Raw genomic sequence first — 25,534 nt, forward strand, 5'->3', positions numbered from 1 at the left:
GAGGCATCCCTAAAATAATCATTTAGATAGTTACAAGATGTATTTCAAAAAAATTACAAAAAAAATTTTAATTTTCCAGGAATTCATCCTGCCTCGCTTACAAAATATACAACCTGACCAAAGAGAACTTTTCAGTTCAAAAATTCTAAGCAAGTACAGAACACTATTATCAAAATCATATCGATTAATACCTTTGGCTTTATGCTGCTTACGTATTAATTTCCATTTAAGAAACTTCAAAAAGTCACAGCTTTTCTCAGCCACGATAATTCGTATTGCGAGCAGGACAGGAGAATAACAATGGGACTCTGCATTGACTCCAGTAATATCACGTTTATCACACAAGTAAGGGCTGCCCTGAATACTCTTGTCGGCGGTGTCGGTACCGCGCTTACCTATACACAGGAGCGATACCGAACCGGGGGGCGACATGTGCTGCGAATTACAGAGGGAGTTGGTATTTTGACTGCAGCTGGCTTGAGGGCAAACAGCACCACTCTGCTACGCCGACTAATTACCAGCCGCCACGACACCAGAATTACTGAGCACCACGCTCTCGGATTTCGTCCCGACCAGTGGCTGATGGATCAGGTATGGAGCGGCTTTAAGAGCTACCTCCCACTAGTAAGCCCGGACAGAGGCTTTATGGCCAAAGTGATGAGCAGCGGCTCCAGCGGCGTTGTAATGTGGAACAATACAGCCCTGCAAACCGCCAACCTGGCCAACAACGGCACCGTGGCAATGGGGAATTGCCCAAGCTATATCACCCTGGCCCATGAATTGGTCCACGCTGACCGCTGTAATCGCGGGCGATACCTGTCGGGCAGTGCAAATTCCACTTTCCTGGCCGATGAACGCCAGGCTCCCATGGGTAGAGTGCTCCGCCAGCAAAATGCTCCCTTAACCATGGCCCGCATTGCCAATGGCGGTCTAAATATTGTTTATAACAATATAACTATCCCAAACCGCAACAACCTGATCTCAACCAGGACTAGCGGCTGGATTTGGGTAGGTGGCTCCATGGAATTGCGTGAGGAGATCGCCACTGTCGGGCTCAGTGACGATGACGGTAATGTACCTACTGACCCGCTAGCCATTAACGAAAATATGATTCGGGCTGAACATGGCGTAGCGCAACGAATGAAGTATGGCCAGATCAGAAACCTGAACTAATCTCGCGCATATGGCCCCCGCCGGCACCAAAACCTGAGGCCGGCCCACCAAAGCAAACTGACAGATATGATCTGTGTACCTACTGCTAGCAGTATTAACTTATAAGATATCGCTAGCAGTAGGTTTCTTGCCTTCCCCGCTTTGCATATTGCATCCGACCACAGCATGTCGTTATGCTTTGGCGGCTAGAATCACACCTTCCCTTTGTCTGGAAGGTACACAGAACACCTTGGTCAACATACAGCCAGATCATAACCATGATTGATTATGCCCTTATAAAACACGTTCACATGACTGCCGCAGCGCTCAGTATCCTGCTGTTTACCATCAGAGTGGGATTGGAGTTCAGCCACAACACGGACTGGCGAAATGGCCCTCTGCGCTGGGTGCCACACCTCAACGACACTTTGCTGTTAGCTGCGGCTGCCGGACTGGTGGTTCTCGGCAGCTGGAACCCGGGCACATCGCCCTGGCTAGCTGCGAAAGTAGCCCTGGTATTTGGCTACATTATTGCTGGCGTCTTCGCTTTGCGCCCCAACTTCTCCAAGCCAATTAGAATCACAGCCTGTGTACTTGCCTTCCTGCAAGTAGTCGCTATTTTCTATCTGGCGATGCACAAGCCCAGCTTGTAACTGGATGGCATTGAGTACTCTTGGTATCAACCTCAAACTGGTATCAACCCCAAACATCGTGCTCAATGCCTTTTATTTTAAATTTACTTCCATTGAACACCGGCTCACGCACCCCGGAAGACAACTGACTCTCGTAATCTGCCATTACCTTAAAGGCCACACCAGACAAAAGTAAGATGGCTATAAGGTTTGCCGATGCCATAAAACCCATCGAGACATCGGCCATACGCCAAAGAAAGACAAAGTTTTCCGCACTTCCCGTATCTGCCACCCAAGCCCCAAAAAGTACGAACATCAAAAACAATAGCCGATAGCATAAGATGGATGTTCGGGTGTGGTAGAGGTAATAAATATTGGTTTCGCCGTAATAGTAGTTACCGATAATTGATGTAAAGGCAAAAAACATCAATGCAGTAGCAATAAAACTGCTTCCCCAGGTACCCACCTCGCTCGCCAGCGCGTCTTGAACCAACTCAACCCCTTCCAAATTACCGACCATAAAGACATCTGCCACCAAGATAATTGCTGCCGTGGAAGTGCAGATAATAATGGTATCGAGAAATACCGATGCCATTTGCACGTATCCCTGCACCATTGGGTGTTTTACATCTGCAGCAGCAGCGACATTCGGCGAGGAGCCAAGTCCAGCTTCATTGGAAAACAGGCCCCGCTTGATTCCATTGGCCACCGCCGCACCAAAGGCCCCCGCCCCAGCCTCCTGAAACCCGAAGGCATTTGCCAGAATTTCCAACAGCACCCCAGGTAATTCAGCAATATTGGCGACCAACACATAGAATGCTACCAACAAGTAACCAATTGCCATAAAAGGGACAACAATACCGGCAAAGCGCGCAATTGAACGAATACCGCCAAAAACAATAATCCCGGCAAAGAGCGCAATAAAAAAGCCCACCCATAAAGGGCTTACACCCCAAGCTCCATACAATGCGGCAGCCATCGTATTTGACTGCACAGCATTAAAGGTAAATCCGTAACAAATCATGAGAAAAACTGAAAAAGTCAGGGACAGCCATTTCCACTGTGGTCCCAGCCCCTTTTCAATGTAATAGGCAGGCCCGCCGCGAAACGCCCCGGGAACATCGCCGCGCTCTTTGTAAGTTTGCGCGAGAGTATTCTCCACCAAACTGGTAGCCATCCCCAGCAAGGCCACCAGCCACATCCAAAACACCGCTCCGGGCCCGCCAGCGGTTATAGCCACAGCCACACCAGCAATATTTCCGGTGCCGATTCTCGCAGCTGCGCTAGTGGCAAATGCCTGAAATGCGGTTACTGAATTTTCATTTTCCTTATGGATGCCACGAATCATGACTTTGACCATATGACCAAAGTGACGAAATTGTATAAAGCGAGTGCGAATAGAAAAGTAGAGCCCCGCCGGCAGCAATCCTAAAATCAAGATTCCAAGCCACCAGATGCCACCGACGCCACCCCAGGCAAGCAGGTTTGCCCACTCGATCAGGGTAGTGAAATGATCCAGAAACCCTTGCATTGACCACTCCCAGGACAACTTATCGTTATTAAACAAATCTGTTATTTGGCTCTAAGACTAGCAGGCCAATCTACTAGTCACCTTGGAGTTAATGCTGGAAAAACAGAGCCCATCGGCTCCGTATGACAGAGCCGCACCAGTATTCTGATGCGGCCCAAAAGGAAGAAAAGTAATAGCTGACAGTCTACAGCCTCGGAAAGTAATTCCGCAGCAAGGGGCCGGACGCAAACATTGGCGCATGCTGCTTTTAGCAGAAAATCTCTCGCGCCCGACTCGGGGACACCACCTTTCGCCCAGTCTCTTCAGCTACAGCCGCAAGAGCCTCAATCAATTGACCATTCCCTGAAGTTCGCTCTCCTCCCGGCAAGTAAAAGGTATCTTCAACTCCAGTGCGCAAATGGCCGCCCAATTCTGCAGTCTTGCGATGCACCGGCCAGATTTCCTCACGGCCGATCACTGTGCTCTGCCATAAGCTGCCGGGCTTCATATATTTTGGAATAATTTCCAGCAAATCGGGATCGGCAGGCATACCTGAAGCCACTCCCATCACCAGGTTGTAGTTGGGCTTATCCACCATCCCTACATCCGCATACATTCCCACAGAGCGAACGATACCGATATCAAAGCACTCAAATTCCGGGCGGGTACCGGTCTCCCGACAAACTGCCAACAGCTCCTCTACCTTACCGACCGGGTTATCAAATACCATGGGTGGCCAAGCCCAGGTGCCGTTGGATCGCGCCTTTAAATAGTTCAGGCTTCCCGCATTACAGGCGGCAATTTCCGGCTTACCGGCACGCACACAACTCAAGGGGCCTTGCTGATCCCGTCCGATAGTGCCAGTTGAAAAATTTAGAATAACGCCAGGGCATTTATCGCGAATTGCATCGGCAATTTCCAAGGCTATTTGCGGGTCCCAGGTGGGTAAATGGCCTTTATTTTCCTCTTGCGCGCGGAAATGAACATGCATAACGGAAGCCCCCGCATCGTAGGCTTCACGGGCGGATTCCGCCATTTCCTTGGGGGTTACCGGGACCGGGTGCTGCTGGGGGTTGGTAAGCACTCCGGTTAGGGCGCAAGTAATCACCACTTCATCAGACATCGCTGGCTCTCCTGAATTATCTTTGTTAAGGCCGCTGTTTACAGGGCTATCCAGCGTTGAGCGCCGCTCCTACAACACCAACTGATCGTAAAAGGACCAGAGCGAGTGGAAGAGCTGATTCTGGATAGTGCATCGACAAAATACAGCACCAAGCGCTTGCTTGGTTACGCGAGACTATCATAGGGCCCCCGCCAAGGCACCTTGTTTCCCCGGATTCATCTCGGCAGAATGCGAAAAAACCCAATAAGGAAGTAAGTACCTCATGAGCGAGACTATCACTCCAACCATCGCCACTTACGGCAGCTGGAAATCTGCAATCAACGCAGAACTTCTCGTGGAGGGCAGCGTTCGCCTGGCAGAAGCCAATTTAGTAGATGGCCGCTATTACTGGCTGGAGTCCCGCCCGTCTGAAAAAGGCAGGAATGTACTGGTGCAGTATTGTCCAAAGAATGGGCGCAGAGATCTCACCCCCGCCCCAATCGCCGTACGCACCAAAGCCCATGAATACGGAGGCGGCAGTTACCTTGTTCACGGTGACACCGCCTATTTCGTACTGGCAGAAGATCAGCGCATTTATCGCATGAAGCTCGACAATGCGATCCCCGAAGCAATCACCGCAGAAAATAGCTCCCGCTACGCCGATCTGATTATCGACCCTCTGAGAAATCGATTAATTTGTGTCGAGGAAGATGCCAGTGGCCACCAGCAGGGCGAGGAACCCCGTGCGCGCATTATCGCGGTAGACCTAAACAACCCACTGGCTAATTCACCGACAATCCTTCAGGAGGGGGCAGACTTTTATTCGAACCCAACCCTGAATCCGGCCGGTGATCGACTCGCATTTCTGCGCTGGCACCACCCTAACCTCCCCTGGGACGCGACAGAGCTCTGTATCGCCAAACTCGATCAGGTGGGGGATATCAGTGAAGTCACCCAAGTAGCCGGCGGTGAGAATGAATCCGTCTTTCAGCCCCAGTGGTCTCCTGAGGGCGAACTCTGCTATGTCTCTGATCGCAACAACTGGTGGAACCTATATAGGCTGGGACAAAGCGAACCCTTGTGGAAAAAAGAAGCAGAATTCGCCACACCACAGTGGGTATTTGGAATGTCCACTTACGGCTTTATTAGCCCCACGGAAATCCTCTGTACCTACACCCAGAATGGCACTTGGCACCTTGGAAAGGTCGACATAAAAAGCGGAGAGCATCAAACTCTTCCCCAGCCTTATTGTGATATCGAAAGCCTGCACTGTGAAAATGGCAACGGGGTGATGATTGCCGCAGGTGCAGAGAGCTTTCCCGCTGTTATTAGCTTTAACCAAAAGACGGGTAAAACGAAACAGATTGCCAGTAGCAATAGCAGCTCGCTGCCAACCGATTTGTTCTCCATCGCTCAAGCCGTCACTTTCCAAGTGGATAATCGCGCGGTACACGGGTTTTATTACCCACCCCACAACCCCAACTTCCAAGCACCTAGTGGCGATAAGCCACCGCTGATTGTATTTAGTCATGGAGGCCCCACCGGCGCTACATCAGCAGGCCTCAGCCTGAAAGTTCAATACTGGACAAGCCGGGGATTCGCCATTTTGGACGTAAACTACTCCGGCAGTACCGGCTATGGCCGCAAGTATCGGGACCGCCTCGCCGATAAATGGGGCATCTATGACGTGGAAGATGTCTGCGCTGGTGCAGAATACCTGGTAGAAGATGGGCTCGCCGACCCCAATCGCCTGCTGATCAAAGGCGGTAGTGCCGGCGGTTACACAGTGTTGGCAGCGTTGACTTACCACGATACCTTTAAAGCGGGTGCCAGCCATTATGGAATTGGGGAGTTGAGCAGTCTCGCCAAAGACACCCATAAGTTTGAGTCCCGCTACCTGGATAAACTGGTAGGACCCTGGCCTTCCGCAGAAAAAATCTACCTTCAGCGCTCACCCATTAACGATGTGGAAAAGCTGAATTGCCCCGTGATTTTCTTCCAGGGCATGGAGGACAAGGTAGTACCACCCAACCAAGCCGAAACCATGGTGGATGCCCTGAGGGAGCGCGGCATTCCGGTGTCTTATATTACATTTGCCAACGAAGGACATGGGTTCCGCAGTGGCGACAGTATCAAGTTGGCTCTTGAGGGAGAGCTTGAATTCTACAGCCGCATATTTAATTTCCCGCTCGCAGAACCCGGCCCGGGAATTACCATCGAAAACCTATAATTAAACAATATTGAATTAAAAAGAGTTTAAAAAAATACTATGGGAAGATGGAGACCGCCGCGTCCACGCGGCTCCCGCTACATCACCGCAGAGGGCGCGCAACGTATGCGCGCCGAAGTTAAGCACCTCTGGGAGGAGGAACGCCCCCGGGTAACCCAGGCGGTTAGCGACGCCGCCAAACTGGGAGATCGCTCGGAAAACGCAGATTATATCTACGGTAAAAAAAGACTGCGGGAAATCGACAGCCGCGTGCGCTTTCTCACTAAGCGCCTGGAAGAGATTTCTGTTGTAGATCGAATACCGGACGATAAGGAAAAGGTTTTTTTTGGGGCCTGGGTAACGCTTGAAGATGATGAGGGCGAGAGCGTTTGCTACCGCATTGTAGGACCCGATGAATTCGATGTAAAAGCTGGCTTGATATCCATGGACTCCCCCGTTGCCCGTGCCTTATTAGGGCGCAAGCTCGATGATGAAGTGGATATCCGTCAGGGGGAAAAGTGGCAGACTTTTTATATTACTGACATTCGTTACGAGGAGTAGAGATCTTGACTTTCTCAAATACTTAGTTTGAAGGAGTCAATTTAGCAATCCCGTAATTAAAAAGGCTTATTCCACAGAAATAAGCCTTCAAAACTAAACTGCAAGAACATCTTCAGAGATTATTATAATACTGAATCACACCAACAATGCTTCCACCAGCAAAAGCAGATTTAACCTGCTCTGAACTCATTCCAATTTTCAAATCTGCATTGTTCACGTTGAGCTCAACAAACAGGCTTCCCGCTTGGGAATAAGCATATTCCACTCGACCACCGCCTCACTGAGGTCAATAATAACTGCTATATAGTTTTGCCCCCTCTTCATCAGAGATCGCAGTTTGAAAATCGCTTATCGCATCGGAAACATCACTTTCAATTCTTTGCCGCTCTTGCAACACGGCCTGTAAATTATCTTCAACTTGCTGGGTTTCTTCTGTTAGCTGTCCAAAGCTCTGAGACAGTACTTGCAGAGTGGATACATCAGTAGTGATCAGGTCCATCTCTGCCTGCTGATCCTGAATACTCTTTTGATCCGCAACAATTTTTGCAGCAGCCACCGGCCCCATCACAAACCATTTCAACAAGCCCTCTGGAAAAGCCACGATAGAAGCAACCGTACCGAGAGAGATAACAGTGGCATCGGCAATATCCAGCGTAACGATGCTGGCAGTCAGGGGTTTGATATCTGCCTGTAAATTCTTGATATCCTGCCCCAGATCAGCAATTTTCTGCTCGTCAGCCTGGGAATCCTTTACAGAATTATCGAGATAGGTTGCTTCTTATAATGAATCGCAAGCAAAAATACATTTATATTCACATTGCTGCTATCAAATCAAACCCTCTAGTCCAGTAAGCACCGATCAGAATCACTCAGCCTGGCAACTATCTCCGTCAAATGCTGCAATCAAATCCAAGGCACCCCCAACCTCTTTATATATGATTAGCTTCCGACTATAAGAACCCAGCAGCCACGAGCCGCAGGCCACCCAGTAAGTGACTTCTCTTGAGGTAACACAGAAGACGCTTTGCGCATCAGATACACGCCAAAACAATCGTCCTTTGGAAAACCCCCTACTCTCGAGTCTCAAAACGCCAATATTATTCTGTTTAGCCCATTGAAGAATTTGCTCCCTGAAAAACTCGGATCTAATCGGCATTAACAAATAGGGAACCACACCCAACAGGGCCAATAAGGCCACTATTACATTATTCCCAAGAGAGGGGCTAAACACATAGGCCAGCTTCCCCAAAGTTACCGATATTATTAATACAATAAATGGACGCATATTCACTGCCGCCGATTTCAGTTCCCTTTAGAAAGAATGGTAGATAAATATGCAGAGACAAGATTAAGCTACAGGGCGATCGAGTAATCCCGAATTGGTTGCCCTCGCTATAGCATATTGAAACCAACAGGTAGAGATTGGTCGCATCGAGGCCAAACTCGTTAGAGGTTGACCCGCAGAGTGACTGCCTAACGATAGAGCAAATACACAATAAAGTACTGGAGCAATTTAGTTGCTCTCGATTAAACCCAGCATTTCTTTTGCAACCAGCGCAGAAGAAGGTAAAAACATTGTAGAAACTATACGCTGATCGGATATGACATCATGCTTATCTGCAACATTATCCTTATTAATAATAATGGCTCCATTCTCTCGAAGGCGTTCCTCTACCAAGAACGGTAATAAAGTGCCCTGCTTAGCCCAAGACTTCTCTTTTTCTGTGGAGTCCGGGAAACCGGCAACCTTCTTGCCCTTTACCATATAATGGCCATCTTTCAGTTTCACATCAGCAAACGCACCTGCCCCATGGCCACAGCTGCCCACAACTCCCCCTTTCTGGTAAATCCCACCCATAATATTTAGCAGCTCACGATTGGATGCCACATCAAATAAGGTTCCATAGCCACCACCGATATAAACAGCTGCATAATTCTCTATAACTACTTGCTCAGGCTTTAGTGAACTATTAGCCCGCTCTAAAAAACCTTCATGTTTGATGGTGTAACTACTAATTCCCAGTGGATCCATCATAAACGGGACCACGCCACCTTTTGGCGAAACAAAGTCCACGTCATACCCATGGGAAACAAAAATATGGTAAGGCGGAGCGTACTCCCACAAATTATTTCTCGCATCATGCTTCTCCGGATCACCCATATCCTGAAGATTAGAAGCAACGATTAGTATCCGCTTAGTCTCAGCTGCTTGTGAAGGTGTAATAAAGCCCATCACAAGAATTATCATATTGCAGATAAGGCTACAGATTTTTGCCGTTTTTCTCACGTTTAACTTCCCCATTCGAATAACTTTGATACGAAATAGATAGATTACATGAGTAACGTACAACCTTGTCATAAGATCGATAGTTTGCAGGAGAAAAGCGATATAGCGAGATCAAACTGCCACTGAAGTAACAACGGCCAACATTTCTATAGCGCGAAGCCTACCACCACAAAGTTAACACCCTATTACCGAGCAGCCTTAATACTTAGGGCAGTAACAACACCCCAAATCCAATTGAAAAATAACACCAGGACTGGTGTTAAGACTCCCAACTCAAATCCGGCAACACCCTTCCCCGCCATCACAGGGAAAACCACAAACAATTGAAATGCAGAGGGAAACAAACTAAGAAGAGCTCCTTTTAAAAGTAACTTTGATGACCAGAATGGAAGAATAAATAGCAGTCCCCACAAGCCACCCCAAACAATACGAGGATAAAGCCACTCAGGAGATAGCGGAGGGGCAATTGATACGCCAAAAGCGGCATTAATCCCCAACTGGCCAAATAGCCACACCGCAATACTGTTTGCCAAAGCACCGAGACTTCCGGCTGCGAAGAATATCAGTAGGTTTTTCATCTCCCTCTCCTAGAGTTGTAGGGCCACTGCAATATTTACTCGCGAATCAATCCACAATATAGAAGAACCATCGTCACCCAACGGAAAATAACCTCGCTCACGATTCACAACCCCACCCGAGATGACAGAGTAATTTTTCTACTTTACCTACCCAATAATACAGAGCATAAACCAGATTTATCTTGAGTACGTCTGCGTACCAATTAGACACAGCAGAAACGCCAGAAAAATTAGATAAAGCACCAGCCCCCTACTTCTCAAGAATGACTACTTAAAAAATATTTTCAATTTGAGAACCAGCAATATCCGCTGATCGTTTTTGCAACTAATCCCGAAAGAAAATAACTAGCTTCTCAAGCGCCAAATTTATGTAATAGGTAAGTGGTACGCTTGTATTTATTTTATAAATCAATTAAAACCAAATAGGAACTAGTACTTATGAAAGTGCCATCAGCAGGAGTGCTGTACCCGATTTTATTAGGATTGGCGATCCAGTCAGCGACTTCTCAAGCCCAGTCCTTTGATGAGAGCGCCTATATTGACAGGCAGCTACAATATATTGAGGAAGGAGTCACCTCTACCAACGATACTGCCGTCGTACTTCAGGCATACACCGGTGATGATCTCAACTGGGATGCGCTAAATAAGAACCTGGATGTACTCCGCAACGGCGGCAAGAAAAATTCTGACTTCACTCTCACCCGCCTAATCCGCATCTTGTTCTTCCGCCCCGAAATAAAAGACGAACTCTTTGCCGCACTCGACGGCTATCACTTCTGGTTTAAAGAAGGCGGGACGGGTGACCATGTCTTTGCTTCAGAAAACCATATGATCATGTACACCTCTGCCCAATATCTCCTCCAGGAGAAATATGGGGCATTTGAGGACGACAGAACTTATAAGCGCCTAAAGCGTTATCTGGAAGTGAAGAACCAATATGGTTACTATGAGTTTTACTCCCCTGTTTACTACCCCTATACCCTCTCTGCACTGCTAAACCTTGTAGACTTTGCAGAAGATGAGGAGATCCGTGAACTTGCAATTGGCGCTGCTCATCGCTTGCTGCAAGATATTTTATTAGTGACCAACGACCAGGGGATCAACTTCGCCGCTGCCGGGCGCAGCAATGACGGCTACCGCCGCAATGGGTCCGGAGGGAATATCAACCGGATTATCTACCTCCTGACAGGTCTGGGCAAAGAGTCAGTTCGCACCCCCAGTCCCGCCGGCGTAATGCTCGCCACATCAGGTTTGGAAATCACCGATGAGGTTTTCGAATATTTCGGTAAAGATCTCAACATAAATTATTCAGTCGGCCATTCGCTGGGGGATGCCAGAAACGAGATCTATGCAGACTTTCCCCGAGAAGAGCGCGTACCCTTCTATTGGAGCCAGGGAGCCTACTTCCACCCCGATGTCGCAGCGGATACCGCCTGGTTCGCCAGCAAATACCAACTCGAAGGTTATGAGGGGCTCAAAGCATTTGACCAGTTCCTGGGACTATCAGAAGCAGCCGCCCCTGCGGCCGCCAAGGCCGGGGCTGTATTCAGCCGCAGCTCTGTCCTCTCCTCGGCCAACTTCTCCATGTACAAAGATGGCGGAGTCATGATGCACTCCATCCAGAATTATTGGGGAGGCCGCCAGGGCTACCAGCAAACCCCCTGGATAGCCACCACCGGTTCCCAATCTATCTGGGCAAAAGTCGGTGACGGCAATAGCACCATGCAAAATGACCACCTGCCGAAAATAAAGCAGGTAAACAATGTCGCCGTGATCCAATACAACCCCTACCCGGAGATAGAACTGTTTCACTCCGGCGGCTCCGATGTCGCTCTACAGTGGCCCGAAGAGTTCGAGGAGGAGTCCCGCAGCGGTAACTGGAAGTTTGGTAGGGAAGATGATGGATACGTGGCCGTCCGCTACCCCTGTGGCAACGGTGACTCCAACACTGTGACCTGTGATTGGAACGAGCAGACCTGGGTCGTCATCATGGGAAGTGAAGAGCGCTACGGCAGCTTTGATGCTTTTAGACAGAAAGTACTCAATGAGGTCAGTTACGATGCCGACTGGGAATGGCACGGCTCCTTCTGGAAAGGCACCTTGAAGTATGTGTACGATTCAGATGTAAAGTTTGATGGAACCGATATCAGCTTAACTTGGTAACACCTAATTAAGCTCACGGGAAGGGGATACCCCCTTCCCAGCCTCCCTGCACCCCCAACCAAATTACCCTCCACAGACTATCAACCCAACCTCCTTCCATCTGAACTTAGTTGACAGAGTCAACCAATATCAATAAGGTTGACACTATCAACCAGTTAGCATGGCGCCATGAAAGATACCGCAATCAATGAATCCCTCCACCAGCTTATTCACGCCTACAAACGGCGTTTGCGAGCTGGAATACAGGAGCAGCAAATTGGCTTGCCGGTGAGCCATATACGGGTACTCAAAGGTGTCTTCAAATTTCCACTGAGTACTGCCCGGTCAATTGCCCAGCGGATGAATTTGGACAAAGCCCAAGTAACACGAGTGCTAAACGACCTGGTGCACTCAGGGCTAATCGCAAAGACCGACAACCCCAACGACCGGCGCAGCCAGTTTTTGACACTAACTACTAACGGAATAAGCACGCTGGAAAAAGTGAGCAGACAAGAAGCTGAAGTGGCCAGGCAAATGACTCGCAACTTGAGTACTGAAGAGCTAGAAAACTTCGCCCGCATTGCCAGCGTTATGGTCGCCAATATGAAAGAGCACCCCACCCCTGACGAAAGGAGCTAAACCCTATGGCCGAGAAAGTTACCAGAGAATTGGTCGTTATTCGCAGGACACAAATTACTGAAAATATGCTGCGCATCACCCTCGGTGGCGATGATTTAAAAACTCTCGCCCCCAATCAGGAAAGCGCCTATATCAAATTTCTGTTTCCACAAGCTGGAAGCGAGCGCCCGCTATTGCGAAGCTATACCATCAGGCACCAGCGTGAATCTGAAATTGATATCGACTTCGCCCTGCATGAACACGAAGGGCCCGCTCTAAGCTGGGCACTTAAAACACAGCCCGGCGATACGATTTTAACCCGAGGCCCCGGCCCCAAAAAAATGACCAATCCTGAGGCAGACTGGTTTTTACTATTGGGGGACATGACTGCACTGCCAGCCATCAGCGTAAACCTTGCGGAGCTACCCAAGGATGCAAAGGGTTACGCATTAATTGAGGTCTCCAGTGAAGCGGATATTCAGGAACTGGAGCACCCAGAGAATCTGCAAATCCAATGGATTATCAATCCGGCTCCATCCGGCGAGAAACTACTGGAAAAATTACAAACACTAACTTGGCTCGATGGACAGGCCTCCGTATGGGCCGCCTGTGAGTTCGACAGCATGCGCACCCTACGGCAGTTCTTTAAGCAGGAAAGAGTAATCCCCAAAACCCATATTTATATCTCCAGTTACTGGAAAATTGGGCAGTCGGACGAAGGCCACAAACTCGCCAAGCGCATGGACAATGAAAAGATGGAAGGACAGGGATAACTTATAGGTAGGCTTTCCCTATTCAACAGAAGTAGGCTTACCTAATCGATACCAGTAATTAGACAAAAAACCCCGGGCATCGGGTTTAGAAATCTGCCTGATAATTTCCGGGGTACCGGACCTGCAGCGCCATTGGTACATCGAGGCACGGCCAGCCACTACCGCAGGGATGATCCCGGAACTTTGATTATCTTTGCAATATGAAAGCATGGCACTACTCGGCTCCTGACCAGTGTCAGCTTTCTCATCACAGGGGAGATTAGCCCCAACAAAGCAGGCATAGACACTTCCATCCATACATCGCCAATAAGTCCCCCCCGCAATCCAACCTTCAGGCGCTTCTGCACCGAGATTGACCGCTCTTCTGATACCATCAACGATTTCCTTCGGCATAGCTTGGCCGGCAAAGCGCTGAACTGGGTTATCATCGTTTACCACCGCCACACAGTAGTCGAAAGGACTAGTGAGAGCGCTCACCTCTCCCACTTTTTTATCTATAGAGTTAACGTAATTTATTGCAGCAAAGAAGAATACAAAACCTAAAACTGTTGCACCCAAGTTTTTCTGCATCAATACTCTCCTCAAATAAAAAACAAGCCAACCACCTAACTGAAGATTCAATACACCATAAATATCAGAAGCATCTACTTTAGTTTGATCAAACCTACCCCTTAAGGCCGAACAAAAAGTGTTACACATAAGTTGCTTTTTCAAACTGACAGTAAAAAAACCACTACCACAAATCAACCAATAAATCCAAAAGCGATACCCGAATAAAATTTAAAAAGAAAAAATGGGGATGCCTAAAAAAAACAATCTAGAAAAAGACAGAAAAACTGATATATTTCTTAAAAATTCGAACCGGAGACTTCCATTGAGCCAAGATCTGCCACCCTCTGCCAAAGGTGTACCCAACTTAGAACTGCCCCAATGGATTAATTGCCAAGAACGCTTGCCCGAGCAGTCCGATGCGACCTCTCGCGGTTACGTCCGAGTCATATGGAAATCCACCAACAGCTCTAATGGTGTTATTACGCGCACCTGGGAAGTTGGCATGGACCACTATGAAAATGCCCACAATTATCTGGGCTGGATGCCTATCTCAATCATTGTCGAATCTACCGAAACCCATTAAAGCGAACAGTTCAGTTCTGACAGGTATGAACTCTTCGACAGCTGCTGATATTGCACAGCACACCAGTAGCAGCTACAAACCCTTCACCCTAAAAAGGGGCAACCAAACAGGTCAGCCCCCTCCAAGCCAGATTCTATCTCACTGATTGACCCCGCCCATCACTGAACAGCAAACAGCCAATCCAACTCCTCAAGCTTTCAACAGCCTCCCATTGACTACAATCATACTGCGCCTGCCGATATCCAACTGAGAGAATCTGGCTAAGGCTCCGCAAGAATCATCCTGCATTTCACTGTTCAACCTTATCGACGCCAAAATGTTAGTAAGCTTGCCATCACCCAATTCTTGCGAAGTGGTCTCAGATACTATGACGAGCGGCCTGACTCTCGGCAGGATACTTGCCTTTTTGATTGCATTTCTCAGTTCAAATCTCCCATCAATGCAGTGAATAGTGTTCAGCCATGACCCAAATTGTTGAAAACGTCAATGCCAAGCAATCACCCTCTTTCTCCTTAGATAACCTGCTAAAAAGCGACCTCTTTGAGCGTGAAAATAGCTATCTCGATTCGAAGTATTTTGGAATGAAAGGAGAAATTAATCAGCTGTTGATTACTGAAACAGCCAAAGATATGGGAATGCAGGTCGATTATTACTCCAAAGATTTATACAAGATTACATATCAAGAAAAATATGTACTCTTTTGCGGAAACTCTGCACTGGTATCTGAGGCCTATCGTGCTTGCGCTCAACAGAAGCATCTGACGAAAGACTTGCTTGCTAGGAATGGTGTCCCCGTGGCAACAGGTCGGGTCTTCGACGATATCAAAGCTGCAACAGACTATTTCTCAACACTTCACTACCCTGTGGTCATCAAGCCAGTTACAGGTAGTCATGGCCGAGGTATTACCACGGGGATCACATCGGTCGATGCATTGCAAGATGCCTGGAAAACCGCCAGCGCCAAATCAAATAAAATAATCATCGAGCGCCATATCAGTGGCTGCGACTTAAGAGTGAATGTTATCGGGGGATGCGCGGTGTCTGCTTGCCTGAGAATTGCTCCCAACGTCATTGGAGATGGAACGCATAACATCAACGAACTAATCTCGGAGAAAAAAAACAATAAAAGTAAACGCAACCCAAAGTATCGTGTGGACTCGGACTACATACTCAGAACAGAACTGCTGGATGTGAATGGTATTTCCCGTGAATATGTTCCTGCTGAAGGAGAACGCATCTGGTTGGCGGGCGTAGCAAATATTTCTGCGGGAGGAGAAAGTATTCAGTTATTGGACAGACTCGACACTGAGGTCATTCAGGTTGCAGAGCGTGCAGCCAGTGCATTTCCTGGGATTTACTATGTTGGAGTGGATATTATTGTCCCTGACAACTCCTCCGAGACAGCCAGCTCTCCCTATGTGATCGAAGTCAATACAAACTCTGCAACCTCAACACCAGTTTTTCCTGATTTTGGTAAACCGATCGACCTCCCAAGGCTACTTCTGGAATATCTATTCAGCGCCTCCGGGCCAGCCCGCACCATTCAGCACGCCGAGAAAGGCCAGTATTGTCCTGGGCCCCACCCTATCAGACTAGCGGCACCATGGAACTATCCATTCTACACACCAAGATTCCGAAACCGACAAAACGCGCTGATCAGCTTGGCTGCATATAAATACGATTTGAAGCCCTACAACATCAGCACCAGTATCTCTGGTGTCGTATACGGCGACAAACATGTCTTGTTTCATCAATCGACCCCCGATCTTGTGCCTCAAGTAGCGCGTCGTGCCTGCCTAAACCGTGTATTACGAAACAAGAGACTAAACGAAGCAGGGATCAATACGAGCTTGACTTCATCCACTCATGATCCTGGTAAAGTGCCTTCTCGGCTCCGAAAATTTCGTGCCCTTACCATTGGCGGACAGGTTGTTGCCGCATTGGAAAGAGGGATAGAACCAATCCGCAATTATGAAAGTAATAACATTGAGACACACCAGCAGCGCTTCGGAGAATTTTTTCGCGACGTCAGTGAAATATTGCATGCAGATTTCGCATCAATTGCGACCCAATCTGTAGAGGCGCTATTTAATCCACTAATTGCGGGAGTCGACATAGTCGCAGAAGACATTAGTCGGCCATTACCATCTCAGTATTGGATGGTAAGCCAAATCACATGTAGCCCCTCGCTAGATTGGCATTACTTTCCCACTTATGGTGTTGGGCGCGATGTCGCCTCGGCATTGCTACTGCAACTCTTTCCCAGGTTGGAACAAACCATAATTCAGTTGCAGCACTGGAGAATCAGGGTCAAAGGAAAAGTTCAAGGTATTGGATATCGAAAGTGGGTTCAACGTTCAGCATTTAGCAAGGGCATCGTCGGAAAGGTATTGAATAGACCTGACAAAAGCGTAGAGATATGGGCGCAGGGCTCTCATACCGCCCTTGCCGCGTTACTTGACCAATGTGCATATGGCCCACATGAAAAGCCAAGCTTCGATATCGATCTGGAACCTCTCCCCATTACCGAATATCAAGGCTTTCGGGTTGATCACTCAAGTTCTGCCGCACATCCTGGAACTTCGTTGAAAGAGTGAAGTTCCAATGACCGTCAGCCACTACTCAATACAATAAAGCTGGCGTATGTATCCGCCACAGACCGACGCTATGTCGCGTAGCCTCGCCGTATTGAGGGCTTCTTTTCCGGGACTCAAATCAACCGGGGAGACCGTCATCACCTGGCTTCTCAGAAAATCATCACAACCCTCAACGCCCCCCTTGTTCCTGTAGCAGCAGTAGAAAGCTTGAACGCCGTGTATTTCTTTCACTCTCCGCTTTTAGTTACAGCCCGCTTCCTGCCTGAAAAAACCTCTCAGAAAATGCAATAAATAAATACCCGCCGCTCAAGCGAAGCTGTTTACCTAAGGGTTTCGAAGCTGCTAAATCACTGAGAAAAGCTGACAGAAATTCTATCCCACAAGCCAGAATTATTTGATAAACGCGCCAAGGCGAAAAACTATAAAAATCAATCCAACTAACCCACGCTATTTGGTAGTTCTAATCGGCCTTATATTGACTAACCACTACCAAAAGGCACCAACCACCTGTAGCAATCCCCGCCCTTTTAGTCGAGGAGGATTTTAAACCACAGCCCTTTGCTTTAAGATCGCTTGAAACAACTGATTAGGAGGTTTTTATCAAGCCGAGTGGCCAGTTCTATTGATTAACCCAGCCTTTTAGTGAATAGAAATATAATTAGCCACAAAGCTACAATCTCACTTTTTGCAGTAATAGCCGCCATTGGATAGACCACTGTCGGCGAATGGAAAATAAATAGGCCAGCACAACATAAGTCTTTGCTGGAAGGTGCTAAGCGCATCTAAAACATCTTTTCATTCAAAAGGCTGCGCATACTTTTTATCTGAAAACTGTCAACAAAATGTAACCAAAAATCCAACTGGATTATTTACTAGCTTTCAAATGAATTCACTTTAAGCCTTAAAATTTTGACATCCCTGAGTATCAGAAAGCCCTAATCCAAAAACCCTAAGGAGGTTTATCATGGAAATGAACTTTAAAGATAGAGGATTTCTCTCAACGTGGCATTTAAATATGGTCACCTTTGATAGAGAAGATAACCTGTGGTGCGTTGGAACTTCAAATAATATCGGAAAGTGGAATTCAAGAACTTTTGGTCTCGTTGACAAAAAAGAGTACAACCAATCCTGGGATTCCAAAATGATTGCATTTGACAAGTCAAATGCCATGTGGAGCGTTGGGACTAAAGGTAATCTTGCCAAGTGGAATACCACCGCTGGAGCCTGGGAGGAACCTGAGATTAAAAAGCCCTGGCCCCTAAAAATGATTGCCTTCGATAACTTTGGAGTAATGTGGTGTGTAGGCGCTGACGGTAATGTAGGTCAATGGAACCCCATTGACGGCAAGTGGGATGATCAGGGTGATCTCGGCGGCTGGAAACTGGATTGGATAGCCTTTAGACCTGGTGACCCAAGAAATGATATCTACTGCGTGGGAACCGAGCACAACCTGGGACTTCACGACCCCAAATTCCCAAATGACACTTTCCATATCGCCTCCAATTTTGAATGTAAAAGCCTCTTTTTCCATGAAATATTTGGATTCTGTGTCGGTACTGAAGGCAATATGGGTGTCTCAATTTAATAGGCAATAACTTTATCTGCTGAATAATATTCATTATTTTCAAGCTATTTCGTTGCCCCACCCAAAAAGTGCTCCTCTGGACCTTTTTGGGTGGGGCGCGGCACTTATCAGGTAAATAGTCCAACAACTAGATACTCTCCTGACCAAACCATTTCCCAGCCAATAAATGGAGCTCTCAGTGGGTTTCAAGGGCTGGACAAGTGGACCTCCCATTTCGCAGTGAAGGGAAGCTGTTCTCGCAAATGACATCGTCCTCCTGAACAACTCACCCTCAGTCTCCATCAGGTAAGCACCACGCCATTGCATCGACCATGCCAGCAAGTACGAATCCCGCTATATATCCAAACACAGCCACAGCAAGATATTTCATCGTTTAATGAGTCAAGTAGTATTCAAGCGGGAAAGCAAATAAAGACGACTAGATGCTATGACGAATTTGATTCTGGGTGATACCCTGCCTTTTTCACCTACAAGCGGATAAATTGTCTAAATTCTCTTGTAGATCGCTGTCACAGTACGGAAAGCCGACATGCAAAAATCGCCATGGGTTGAAAACGCCATCGCAAAAGCGGATGCACACTGGCAGGCATCCAAGTCCACCATTGAAGGAAAAGTATTCAGTGATGTACAGGACAACCAGGGCCTTCAGTATGTCGATATCGTGATGGAAGGTGGCGGTATGCTGGGGATCGCCCTGGTCGGATATACCTACATTCTGGAAAAGGCGGGAATTCGGTTTCGCAAAATTGCTGGAACCTCAGCGGGTGCCATCAATGCGCTCTTCTTGGCAGCGGCCGGTACACCGAGCACTGGCAAGAGCGAAAAGCTCTTGGGTATCCTCGCCAATGCCGACTTTGCCAGTTTTGAAGATGGCGAGCGCTATGCACGCAATACGGTACAGCGCCTGCTCAAGGGCAAAGGCTTGATGAGTAGTTTGGCACTGCACCCCTTCGATTCTATCCGCACCTTGCGGCACCTGCTCAGACATAAGGGGCTAAATCCGGGAGATACCTTTACCCAGTGGTTACAAACGGAGTTGAAACAGCTGGGCATCACCAACACCGCACAGCTCAACCAGAGAATTAACCAGTTCCCACAGCTTCTGTACCGCGGCACACCAGATCACTTGATAGGTAGCGGCGAGGTTGCCCTGGTGGCAGCGGATATCACTACCGAGACCCGCGCGGTATTTCCAGCCAAGGCGCCGCTCTACTTCGATAATCCGAGCGCAGTAAACCCCGCGGAGTTCGTACGTGCCTCCATGTCGGTACCCGGTTTCTTTAAGCCCTACACCGTAAAGGGCATCCCCCAATTAAGTGAGTGCAATACTGTCGCCGAGAATTGGCGCAGCATTAAAGGTATCGGTGATCCCAAACGTTTTTTCCGCGCTGGCTTTCCCAAAGATATTGAATTTGTTGACGGCGGCCTTGTCTCCAACTTCCCTTTCGATATCTTCCATAAACCCATCGGCACCCCCAAATTGCCAACCTTTGGGATCAAGTTGGAAGTGGACCTGTACCAGCCAAAATCAGATAAGGTAGGAAGGTTTGCGATGGGGCTGATCAGCACTTGTCGCAATATGCTCGACAACCATGTACGCGCGAGCTTGAACGCGGAATACCATGCGCTGGTAAAAGAAATCCCCATCAACCCCACCGATACCGGAGAAAACCCGCACTGGCTGGATTTTTCCATGCCGGACCACCACTGCGAACACCTGTTCCTATCTGGCGTCAATGCAGCAATTGAGTTTTTGAATCAGGGATTCCACTGGGAGGATTACTTGGTGTTGCGCCAGCCAGACTCCTTCTATACCGGGGAAAAGCTGGCTTAGAGACAGGCCCGAAGCGATAGTCGCAAGGGGCCCAGCGCTCTTATTTAGAAAGAGCGACGACGATAAGAGCGGTAATCTGCACGCCAGAAGTTACGCTCTAGCAAACGCTCTAAATGCTCGCGGCTCACCTTGGGCGCAACGCCATCCAATTGCGCCTGGGCAGCCACTGCCCTGGCAATATGCATGCTCACTTCGCGAATATCATTCAGGTGTGGCAATAAGGCACCCTCGCCATCTTTCACCACCGGCGCCTGCTCCGCCAGGGCGTTGGATGCTGCCATCAACATACTGTCAGTCACTTTCGAAGCACCGGAAGCAATCACGCCGAGGCCAATACCTGGGAATATGTAGACATTGTTACACTGCGCTACCGCATAGTGATGACCATCGATTTCTACCGCTGCAAAGGGGCTGCCGGTAGCTACCAAAGCCTCGCCCTTGGTCCAGCTGAATATCTCAGTTGGAGTCGCTTCAGCCCGGGAAGTGGGGTTTGAAAGTGGCATCACCAAAGGTCGGCGGTGCCCCTTGTGCAAAGCTTCGATTACTGGCTGGGTAAACAGGCCACCCTGCCCCGAAACACCAATCAGGATGCTGGGCTCAACATTACCGATCAATGTCTCAAGGTTCCAGCTGGACACTCCATCGTACTTGCTCGGGTCCTGGGCCAGAGCTGCTTGGAAGTCGTGTAGGCCTTTCATATCGGAAGTCACAAGCCCGTAGCGATCGAACATAAAGATCTGTTCGCGAGCCTCAGCATCGGATAGACCGGCCTGCACTTTTGCACTGACGATTTGCTCGGCAATACCACACCCGGCTGAGCCGGCACCCACGATCGTCACCTTCTGCGCGGCGAGGGTTTCTTGCCAGGTCTTACAGGCAGCCAGGATAGTACCCAGTGCTACAGAAGCCGTGCCCTGAATATCATCATTAAAACAGCACAGGCGGTCGCGATAGCGCTCTAACAACGGCGTGGCATTGGTTTGGGCAAAGTCCTCAAACTGAACCAATACCTTGGGCCAGCGACGCTTTACCGCTTCAATAAATTGCTCCAGGAATTCATCGTACTCTTCCTGGGAAATCCGCTCATGGCGCCACCCCATATACATGGGATCACTCAGCAAAGTGCGGTTATTGGTGCCAACATCCAAGGTGACAGGCAAGGTATAAGCCGGGCTGATACCGCCACAGGCGGTATACAGGGAGAGCTTGCCAATAGGGATACCCATGCCGCCGATACCCTGATCACCCAACCCAAGTATCCGTTCGCCATCGGTCACCACAATGACTTTGACGTTCTCTTTAGTGGCGCTGCGCAGAATATCGTCGATATATTCCCGGTCCGGATAGGAGACAAATAATCCCCGGTGGTTGCGATAAATACTGGAAAACTCTTCACAAGCTGCACCTACAGTGGGGGTGTAGATAATCGGCAGCATCTCTTCCGTATGATGTTCGATCAGATAGAAGAACAACGTCTCGTTGTCGTCCTGGATTCCCCTCAGGTAGATATGTTTTTCCAGGCCAGTCTTACACTGCTGGAATTGGAGGTAAGCGCGCTTGGCCTGCTCTTCAATCGTCTCAACGGTATTCGGCAGAAGACCGACCAAATTAAACTCGAGACGCTCTTCCAAGCTAAATGCGCTGCCTTTATTGAGCAGTGGTATTTCCAGTAGGGAGGGGCCTGCATGGGGGATGTAAAGTGGACGCTTTTCGTTGTTACTCATATGCCTGCTTTTGCCTATCGCCCGGAGCGATGATTATTGCGTAGCCATATTTCAATATGACTGAATTAGCCAACCATGTTCTTGAAGTTGCATAAATGTGCTAACTCAACTGGAGCCGAAGACTATCTATTGTGCCGATAGATAACAAGGCCCCCGGTGTGGCCCAATTCGCGAATAAACAGAGTCGCTCAACTATGCTAGCTGTAATTTATCTTCTCTTCGCAACGAATTCTTTTACGTTAAAAAGCGATCCGACACATTCAGGAAATGGAGCCGCCATCGATGCACAAGAGCAAAGCTGGATTAACCCTGCTCCTCTTTATTCTTGTACTCAGCCTTTATAGTTGCAGTAAAAAGTCCGACGGAGATAAAAATACAAGTTCAAACGCCCGACAAACAGAGGGCGCCACTCCAGAAAAACAACGGCCGCTCACGGCGATGGCACCGGAGATAGAAGCGGAGCTGGAAGCTCAACGGGACAGCGAAAAACGCATCGCTCGCAATGTCTATTTTGGCGATACACATGTCCATACTGGCTGGTCGGTAGATGCGGGGTTGGATGGCGCAATTCTTACTCCCGATGACGCCTATCGATTTGCCCTGGGAGAAACTGTTACCTCCAACAGCGGACTGAAAGCCAAGCTCAGCCGCCCTTACGACTGGTTCATGATCACCGATCATTCAGACGGTATGGGAGTTATCAGCGAGATCGTCGATGGCAATCCGGAAATGATGTCCAATGCCACCCTGAAAAAATGGCACGAGGCATTAATTTCAGGCAGCGAAGAAGCGACCAATGAAGCAAAAAGTGAAGTCATCGTGCTTCAATCAGAAGGCAAACTGCCCGAGCAAGTAATGGACCCCAAATGGATGAAATCCGCCTGGGAAAAAACCGTTGAAGCCGCAGAGAAATATTACAAACCCGGAGAGTTTTCTACCTTTATCGCCTTTGAGTGGACGGTTAACGCCGATGGTGGCGACAACCTGCACCGCAATATTATTTTTCGTGATGGCGCAGACCGCACTAAGACCCTACTTCCCCTAACTACCTTTGATACCGAGAACCCGGTAAAACTCTGGGAGTGGATGAAAGCCTACGAAGACAAAACCGGCGGGCGGGTGCTCGCCATCCCCCACAACGGCAATATGTCTAATGGCCGTATGTTTATCGAGCGTCAGTTTGATGGCTCCGAACTCACTCCAGAGTGGGCACAAATGCGCGCCCGCTATGAACCCCTTTATGAGCTGGTGCAGGTAAAGGGACAAAGTGAGTCCCACCCTGCCCTCTCCCCGGAAGATGAATTTGCCAACTGGGATCTGTGGGATAGAGGCAACCTGATCTTAAAGCCCAAGCCCCCCGGTGCCCTGCAATACGAGTACTGGAGGGAGGCACTGAAGTCTGGCCTACGCCTGGAGGAGAAGCTGGGCACCAACCCTTTCGTGCTAGGCGCAAACGCAGCCACCGACACCCATACCGGGCTTTCGACACCGGACCAGGACAACTTCTTTGGCAAGTTCAAGACCCTGGAACCCAGCAACAAGGAGCGCTGGGCATTTCCCCTGCTCAAGGGAGTTGGTGGAGAGTACTTCGGCTGGGAACAAGCTGCCTCAGGCGTTACGGGAGTCTGGGCCAACGAGAATACCCGGGAGGCAATATGGGATGCGATGTACCGCAAGGAGACTTTCGCCACCACAGGCCCCCGGATCTCAGTTCGCTTCTTTGGAGGCTATGACTATAACGATGAGGATATTCACGGTGATCTGGTCGCCAATGGCTATAAAAAAGGCGTGCCAATGGGCGGGAAGCTACCTCAAGCCAGTGAGGGACAGGCGCCGACATTCCTTATCGCAGCACTGAAAGACCCTGAGGGCGCCAACCTGGACCGTATCCAAATCATCAAGGGCTGGTTGGATAGCAGCGGACTCACCCGGGAGAAGATCTTTAATGTGAAGTGGTCTGGAAGCCGTAAGCTGGATACCGAGGGAAAACTACCCCCAGTTGGGACTACTGTGGATATGAAGACGGCGGAATACACCAACTCCATCGGCTCCCCTCAGCTAATCGCGGTATTCAAAGATCCCGACTTTAACCCCAAGGAAAGAGCCGTCTACTACCTGCGCGCCCTGGAGATACCCACACCTCGATGGACTCTATTTGACAAGGTACGCTTCGGTACTGAAATGGATGAAAAAGTACCCCTTACCCAGCAGGGGCGAGCATTCAGCTCGCCAATTTGGTATTCACCCTAGAGTTAAGGAGCCTCTGAATAACTCCGTGATACCTCTGGCTTTCAGAGCGGTTCACAATCAAGGCGCGGCTTCGCAGGAATGTCTAGACCTTTCAAGAAGTCGCAACGCGGAGTGTGAATCGCTCTGCAAGCCCCGAAGGGCGGGCCTTGAAGGCCGCACCTGCTGCGTTGCAGCTCTTGTAAAGGGCTACGGCCATTCGCGGCGAGCTGCGCCTAACATCTGCAGCCTTCAAGACTCGCAGAGGCATTACGGAGTTATTCAGAGGCTCCTTAAATAGCCCGTATATATACGCGATTCAATTACTTGATGGATATGGCTATCTGAACCTCATTTCCATCCACATACTGCTCAAAATCTGTGGTGAAAGCTCGCTGATGGGGGCAATCCTCCGCAGCGAAGTAACTCCAAACCTCGCCCCACAAATCAATGGCGACCTGAGGCATTTCCCCTTTGGCGGAAAACATCAGGTATTTGCCTGGCAGTATTTGAATCGACTTGAAATCCTCAGACATATCCTTCGACAACATATCTGAACATGCATAGACATCAAAAAAGCCGGTATGGTCAGATTCGTAGTTGGAGTAAACACCAAATACCTTAGGGTTGCCCCTTAATTTGGGGGCAGCCTCTGCGCCGAAGCGCTCCCACATTGGCGTTATCTTTGCTGTTTTTGGGTCAGACTCATTAGCGTTCTTAGTGCGGGTATAAAAACCCACTAATTCCAGGCCTTCTAATTCTCTAACTTCCATTTTTATGGACCAATTATTTAGTTATTCGTAGAGTGCCGAATACTATAACAGCTCTCCGGGAACTGGCCAGGCGCACACGGTCACAAGAAATCACAA

Annotated in this window: 21 protein-coding genes; 12 read left to right on the forward strand and 9 right to left on the reverse strand. The window is 48.8% G+C overall.

The genetic code is table 11. The features are described 5' to 3' along the window. Positions 1–300: 300 nt before the first annotated feature. Entirely contained in the window at positions 301–1,173 is an 873-nt protein-coding gene (locus ACG1BZ_RS14265; protein ID WP_413662402.1) for a M91 family zinc metallopeptidase, read from the forward strand. Between the two features lie 257 nt (positions 1,174–1,430). Then, the gene (locus ACG1BZ_RS14270; protein ID WP_413662403.1) at positions 1,431–1,805 is read left to right on the forward strand and encodes a SirB2 family protein; all 375 of its coding nucleotides are present in this window, start codon (positions 1,431–1,433) and stop codon (positions 1,803–1,805) included. Between the two features lie 43 nt (positions 1,806–1,848). On the opposite strand, the gene ACG1BZ_RS14275 is transcribed toward ACG1BZ_RS14270, so the two are convergent. Both ACG1BZ_RS14275 and ACG1BZ_RS14280 read right to left on the reverse strand, forming a co-directional pair. Next, positions 1,849–3,315, reverse strand: coding sequence for an alanine/glycine:cation symporter family protein (locus ACG1BZ_RS14275; RefSeq protein WP_413662404.1), 1,467 nt, complete (start codon positions 3,313–3,315; stop codon positions 1,849–1,851). Positions 3,316–3,562: 247 nt separating this feature from the next. Continuing rightward, positions 3,563–4,417: a 3-keto-5-aminohexanoate cleavage protein gene (locus ACG1BZ_RS14280; protein ID WP_413662405.1), complete on the reverse strand. Its 855-nt coding sequence runs from the start codon at positions 4,415–4,417 to the stop codon at positions 3,563–3,565. 262 nt (positions 4,418–4,679) lie between these two features. Between ACG1BZ_RS14280 and ACG1BZ_RS14285 the strand changes: the two genes are divergently transcribed. Both ACG1BZ_RS14285 and greB read left to right on the forward strand, forming a co-directional pair. Further along, entirely contained in the window at positions 4,680–6,626 is a 1,947-nt protein-coding gene (locus tag ACG1BZ_RS14285; RefSeq protein WP_413662406.1) for a prolyl oligopeptidase family serine peptidase, read from the forward strand. A gap of 39 nt (positions 6,627–6,665) precedes the next feature. Beyond that, a complete protein-coding gene (gene greB / locus ACG1BZ_RS14290) occupies positions 6,666–7,166 on the forward strand; it encodes a transcription elongation factor GreB (protein WP_413662407.1) in 501 nt (166 codons plus the stop codon). A gap of 112 nt (positions 7,167–7,278) precedes the next feature. Here the strand turns inward: greB and ACG1BZ_RS14295 are convergent, their stop codons facing one another. The 4 genes from ACG1BZ_RS14295 to ACG1BZ_RS14310 form a co-directional block, all read right to left on the reverse strand. Further along, positions 7,279–7,431: a hypothetical protein gene (locus ACG1BZ_RS14295; protein ID WP_413662408.1), complete on the reverse strand. Its 153-nt coding sequence runs from the start codon at positions 7,429–7,431 to the stop codon at positions 7,279–7,281. A 21-nt stretch (positions 7,432–7,452) separates the two neighbouring features. Then, positions 7,453–7,746, reverse strand: coding sequence for a hypothetical protein (locus ACG1BZ_RS14300; RefSeq protein WP_413662409.1), 294 nt, complete (start codon positions 7,744–7,746; stop codon positions 7,453–7,455). Between the two features lie 933 nt (positions 7,747–8,679). Next, positions 8,680–9,453, reverse strand: a complete 774-nt coding sequence (locus ACG1BZ_RS14305; protein WP_413662410.1) for a type 1 glutamine amidotransferase domain-containing protein — start codon at positions 9,451–9,453, stop codon at positions 8,680–8,682. Positions 9,454–9,638: 185 nt separating this feature from the next. Next, the gene (locus tag ACG1BZ_RS14310) at positions 9,639–10,031 is read right to left on the reverse strand and encodes a hypothetical protein (protein ID WP_413662411.1); all 393 of its coding nucleotides are present in this window, start codon (positions 10,029–10,031) and stop codon (positions 9,639–9,641) included. Between the two features lie 438 nt (positions 10,032–10,469). Between ACG1BZ_RS14310 and ACG1BZ_RS14315 the strand changes: the two genes are divergently transcribed. From ACG1BZ_RS14315 to ACG1BZ_RS14325, 3 genes are all read left to right on the forward strand, one after another. Continuing rightward, the gene (locus ACG1BZ_RS14315) at positions 10,470–12,194 is read left to right on the forward strand and encodes a hypothetical protein (protein WP_413662412.1); all 1,725 of its coding nucleotides are present in this window, start codon (positions 10,470–10,472) and stop codon (positions 12,192–12,194) included. Between the two features lie 168 nt (positions 12,195–12,362). Next, on the forward strand, positions 12,363–12,812 hold the full coding sequence (locus ACG1BZ_RS14320) for a MarR family winged helix-turn-helix transcriptional regulator (protein WP_413662413.1): 450 nt from the start codon (positions 12,363–12,365) through the stop codon (positions 12,810–12,812). Positions 12,813–12,817: 5 nt separating this feature from the next. Then, a complete protein-coding gene (locus ACG1BZ_RS14325) occupies positions 12,818–13,564 on the forward strand; it encodes a siderophore-interacting protein (RefSeq protein WP_413662414.1) in 747 nt (248 codons plus the stop codon). 18 nt (positions 13,565–13,582) lie between these two features. Here the strand turns inward: ACG1BZ_RS14325 and ACG1BZ_RS14330 are convergent, their stop codons facing one another. Continuing rightward, positions 13,583–14,134: a hypothetical protein gene (locus ACG1BZ_RS14330; protein WP_413662415.1), complete on the reverse strand. Its 552-nt coding sequence runs from the start codon at positions 14,132–14,134 to the stop codon at positions 13,583–13,585. Between the two features lie 304 nt (positions 14,135–14,438). Here ACG1BZ_RS14330 and ACG1BZ_RS14335 point away from each other — a divergent pair, with 304 nt between their 5' ends. The 4 genes from ACG1BZ_RS14335 (at position 14,439) to ACG1BZ_RS14350 (ending at position 20,715) form a co-directional block, all read left to right on the forward strand. Then, positions 14,439–14,699 carry a hypothetical protein gene (locus ACG1BZ_RS14335; RefSeq protein ID WP_413662416.1) on the forward strand — a complete coding sequence of 87 codons (261 nt, stop codon included), beginning with the start codon at positions 14,439–14,441 and terminating at the stop codon, positions 14,697–14,699. A 461-nt stretch (positions 14,700–15,160) separates the two neighbouring features. Beyond that, positions 15,161–17,296, forward strand: a complete 2,136-nt coding sequence (locus tag ACG1BZ_RS14340) for an acylphosphatase (RefSeq protein WP_413662417.1) — start codon at positions 15,161–15,163, stop codon at positions 17,294–17,296. A 964-nt stretch (positions 17,297–18,260) separates the two neighbouring features. Then, positions 18,261–18,881 (forward strand): hypothetical protein, encoded by a 621-nt coding sequence (locus ACG1BZ_RS14345; RefSeq protein ID WP_413662418.1) that lies wholly within the window; start codon positions 18,261–18,263, stop codon positions 18,879–18,881. 529 nt (positions 18,882–19,410) lie between these two features. Next, the gene (locus ACG1BZ_RS14350) at positions 19,411–20,715 is read left to right on the forward strand and encodes a patatin-like phospholipase family protein (RefSeq protein WP_413662419.1); all 1,305 of its coding nucleotides are present in this window, start codon (positions 19,411–19,413) and stop codon (positions 20,713–20,715) included. Between the two features lie 44 nt (positions 20,716–20,759). On the opposite strand, the gene ACG1BZ_RS14355 is transcribed toward ACG1BZ_RS14350, so the two are convergent. Then, complete coding sequence (locus ACG1BZ_RS14355) at positions 20,760–22,439, reverse strand: NAD-dependent malic enzyme (protein WP_413662420.1); 1,680 nt, start codon at positions 22,437–22,439, stop codon at positions 20,760–20,762. Positions 22,440–22,721: 282 nt separating this feature from the next. Between ACG1BZ_RS14355 and ACG1BZ_RS14360 the strand changes: the two genes are divergently transcribed. Beyond that, entirely contained in the window at positions 22,722–24,689 is a 1,968-nt protein-coding gene (locus ACG1BZ_RS14360; protein ID WP_413662421.1) for a DUF3604 domain-containing protein, read from the forward strand. A 299-nt stretch (positions 24,690–24,988) separates the two neighbouring features. Here the strand turns inward: ACG1BZ_RS14360 and ACG1BZ_RS14365 are convergent, their stop codons facing one another. Then, entirely contained in the window at positions 24,989–25,438 is a 450-nt protein-coding gene (locus ACG1BZ_RS14365; protein ID WP_413662422.1) for a GyrI-like domain-containing protein, read from the reverse strand. Between the last annotated feature and the right edge of the window lie 96 nt (positions 25,439–25,534).

The sequence above is a fragment of the Microbulbifer sp. CNSA002 genome, assembly GCF_047324085.1.
Lineage (GTDB): Bacteria > Pseudomonadota > Gammaproteobacteria > Pseudomonadales > Cellvibrionaceae > Microbulbifer.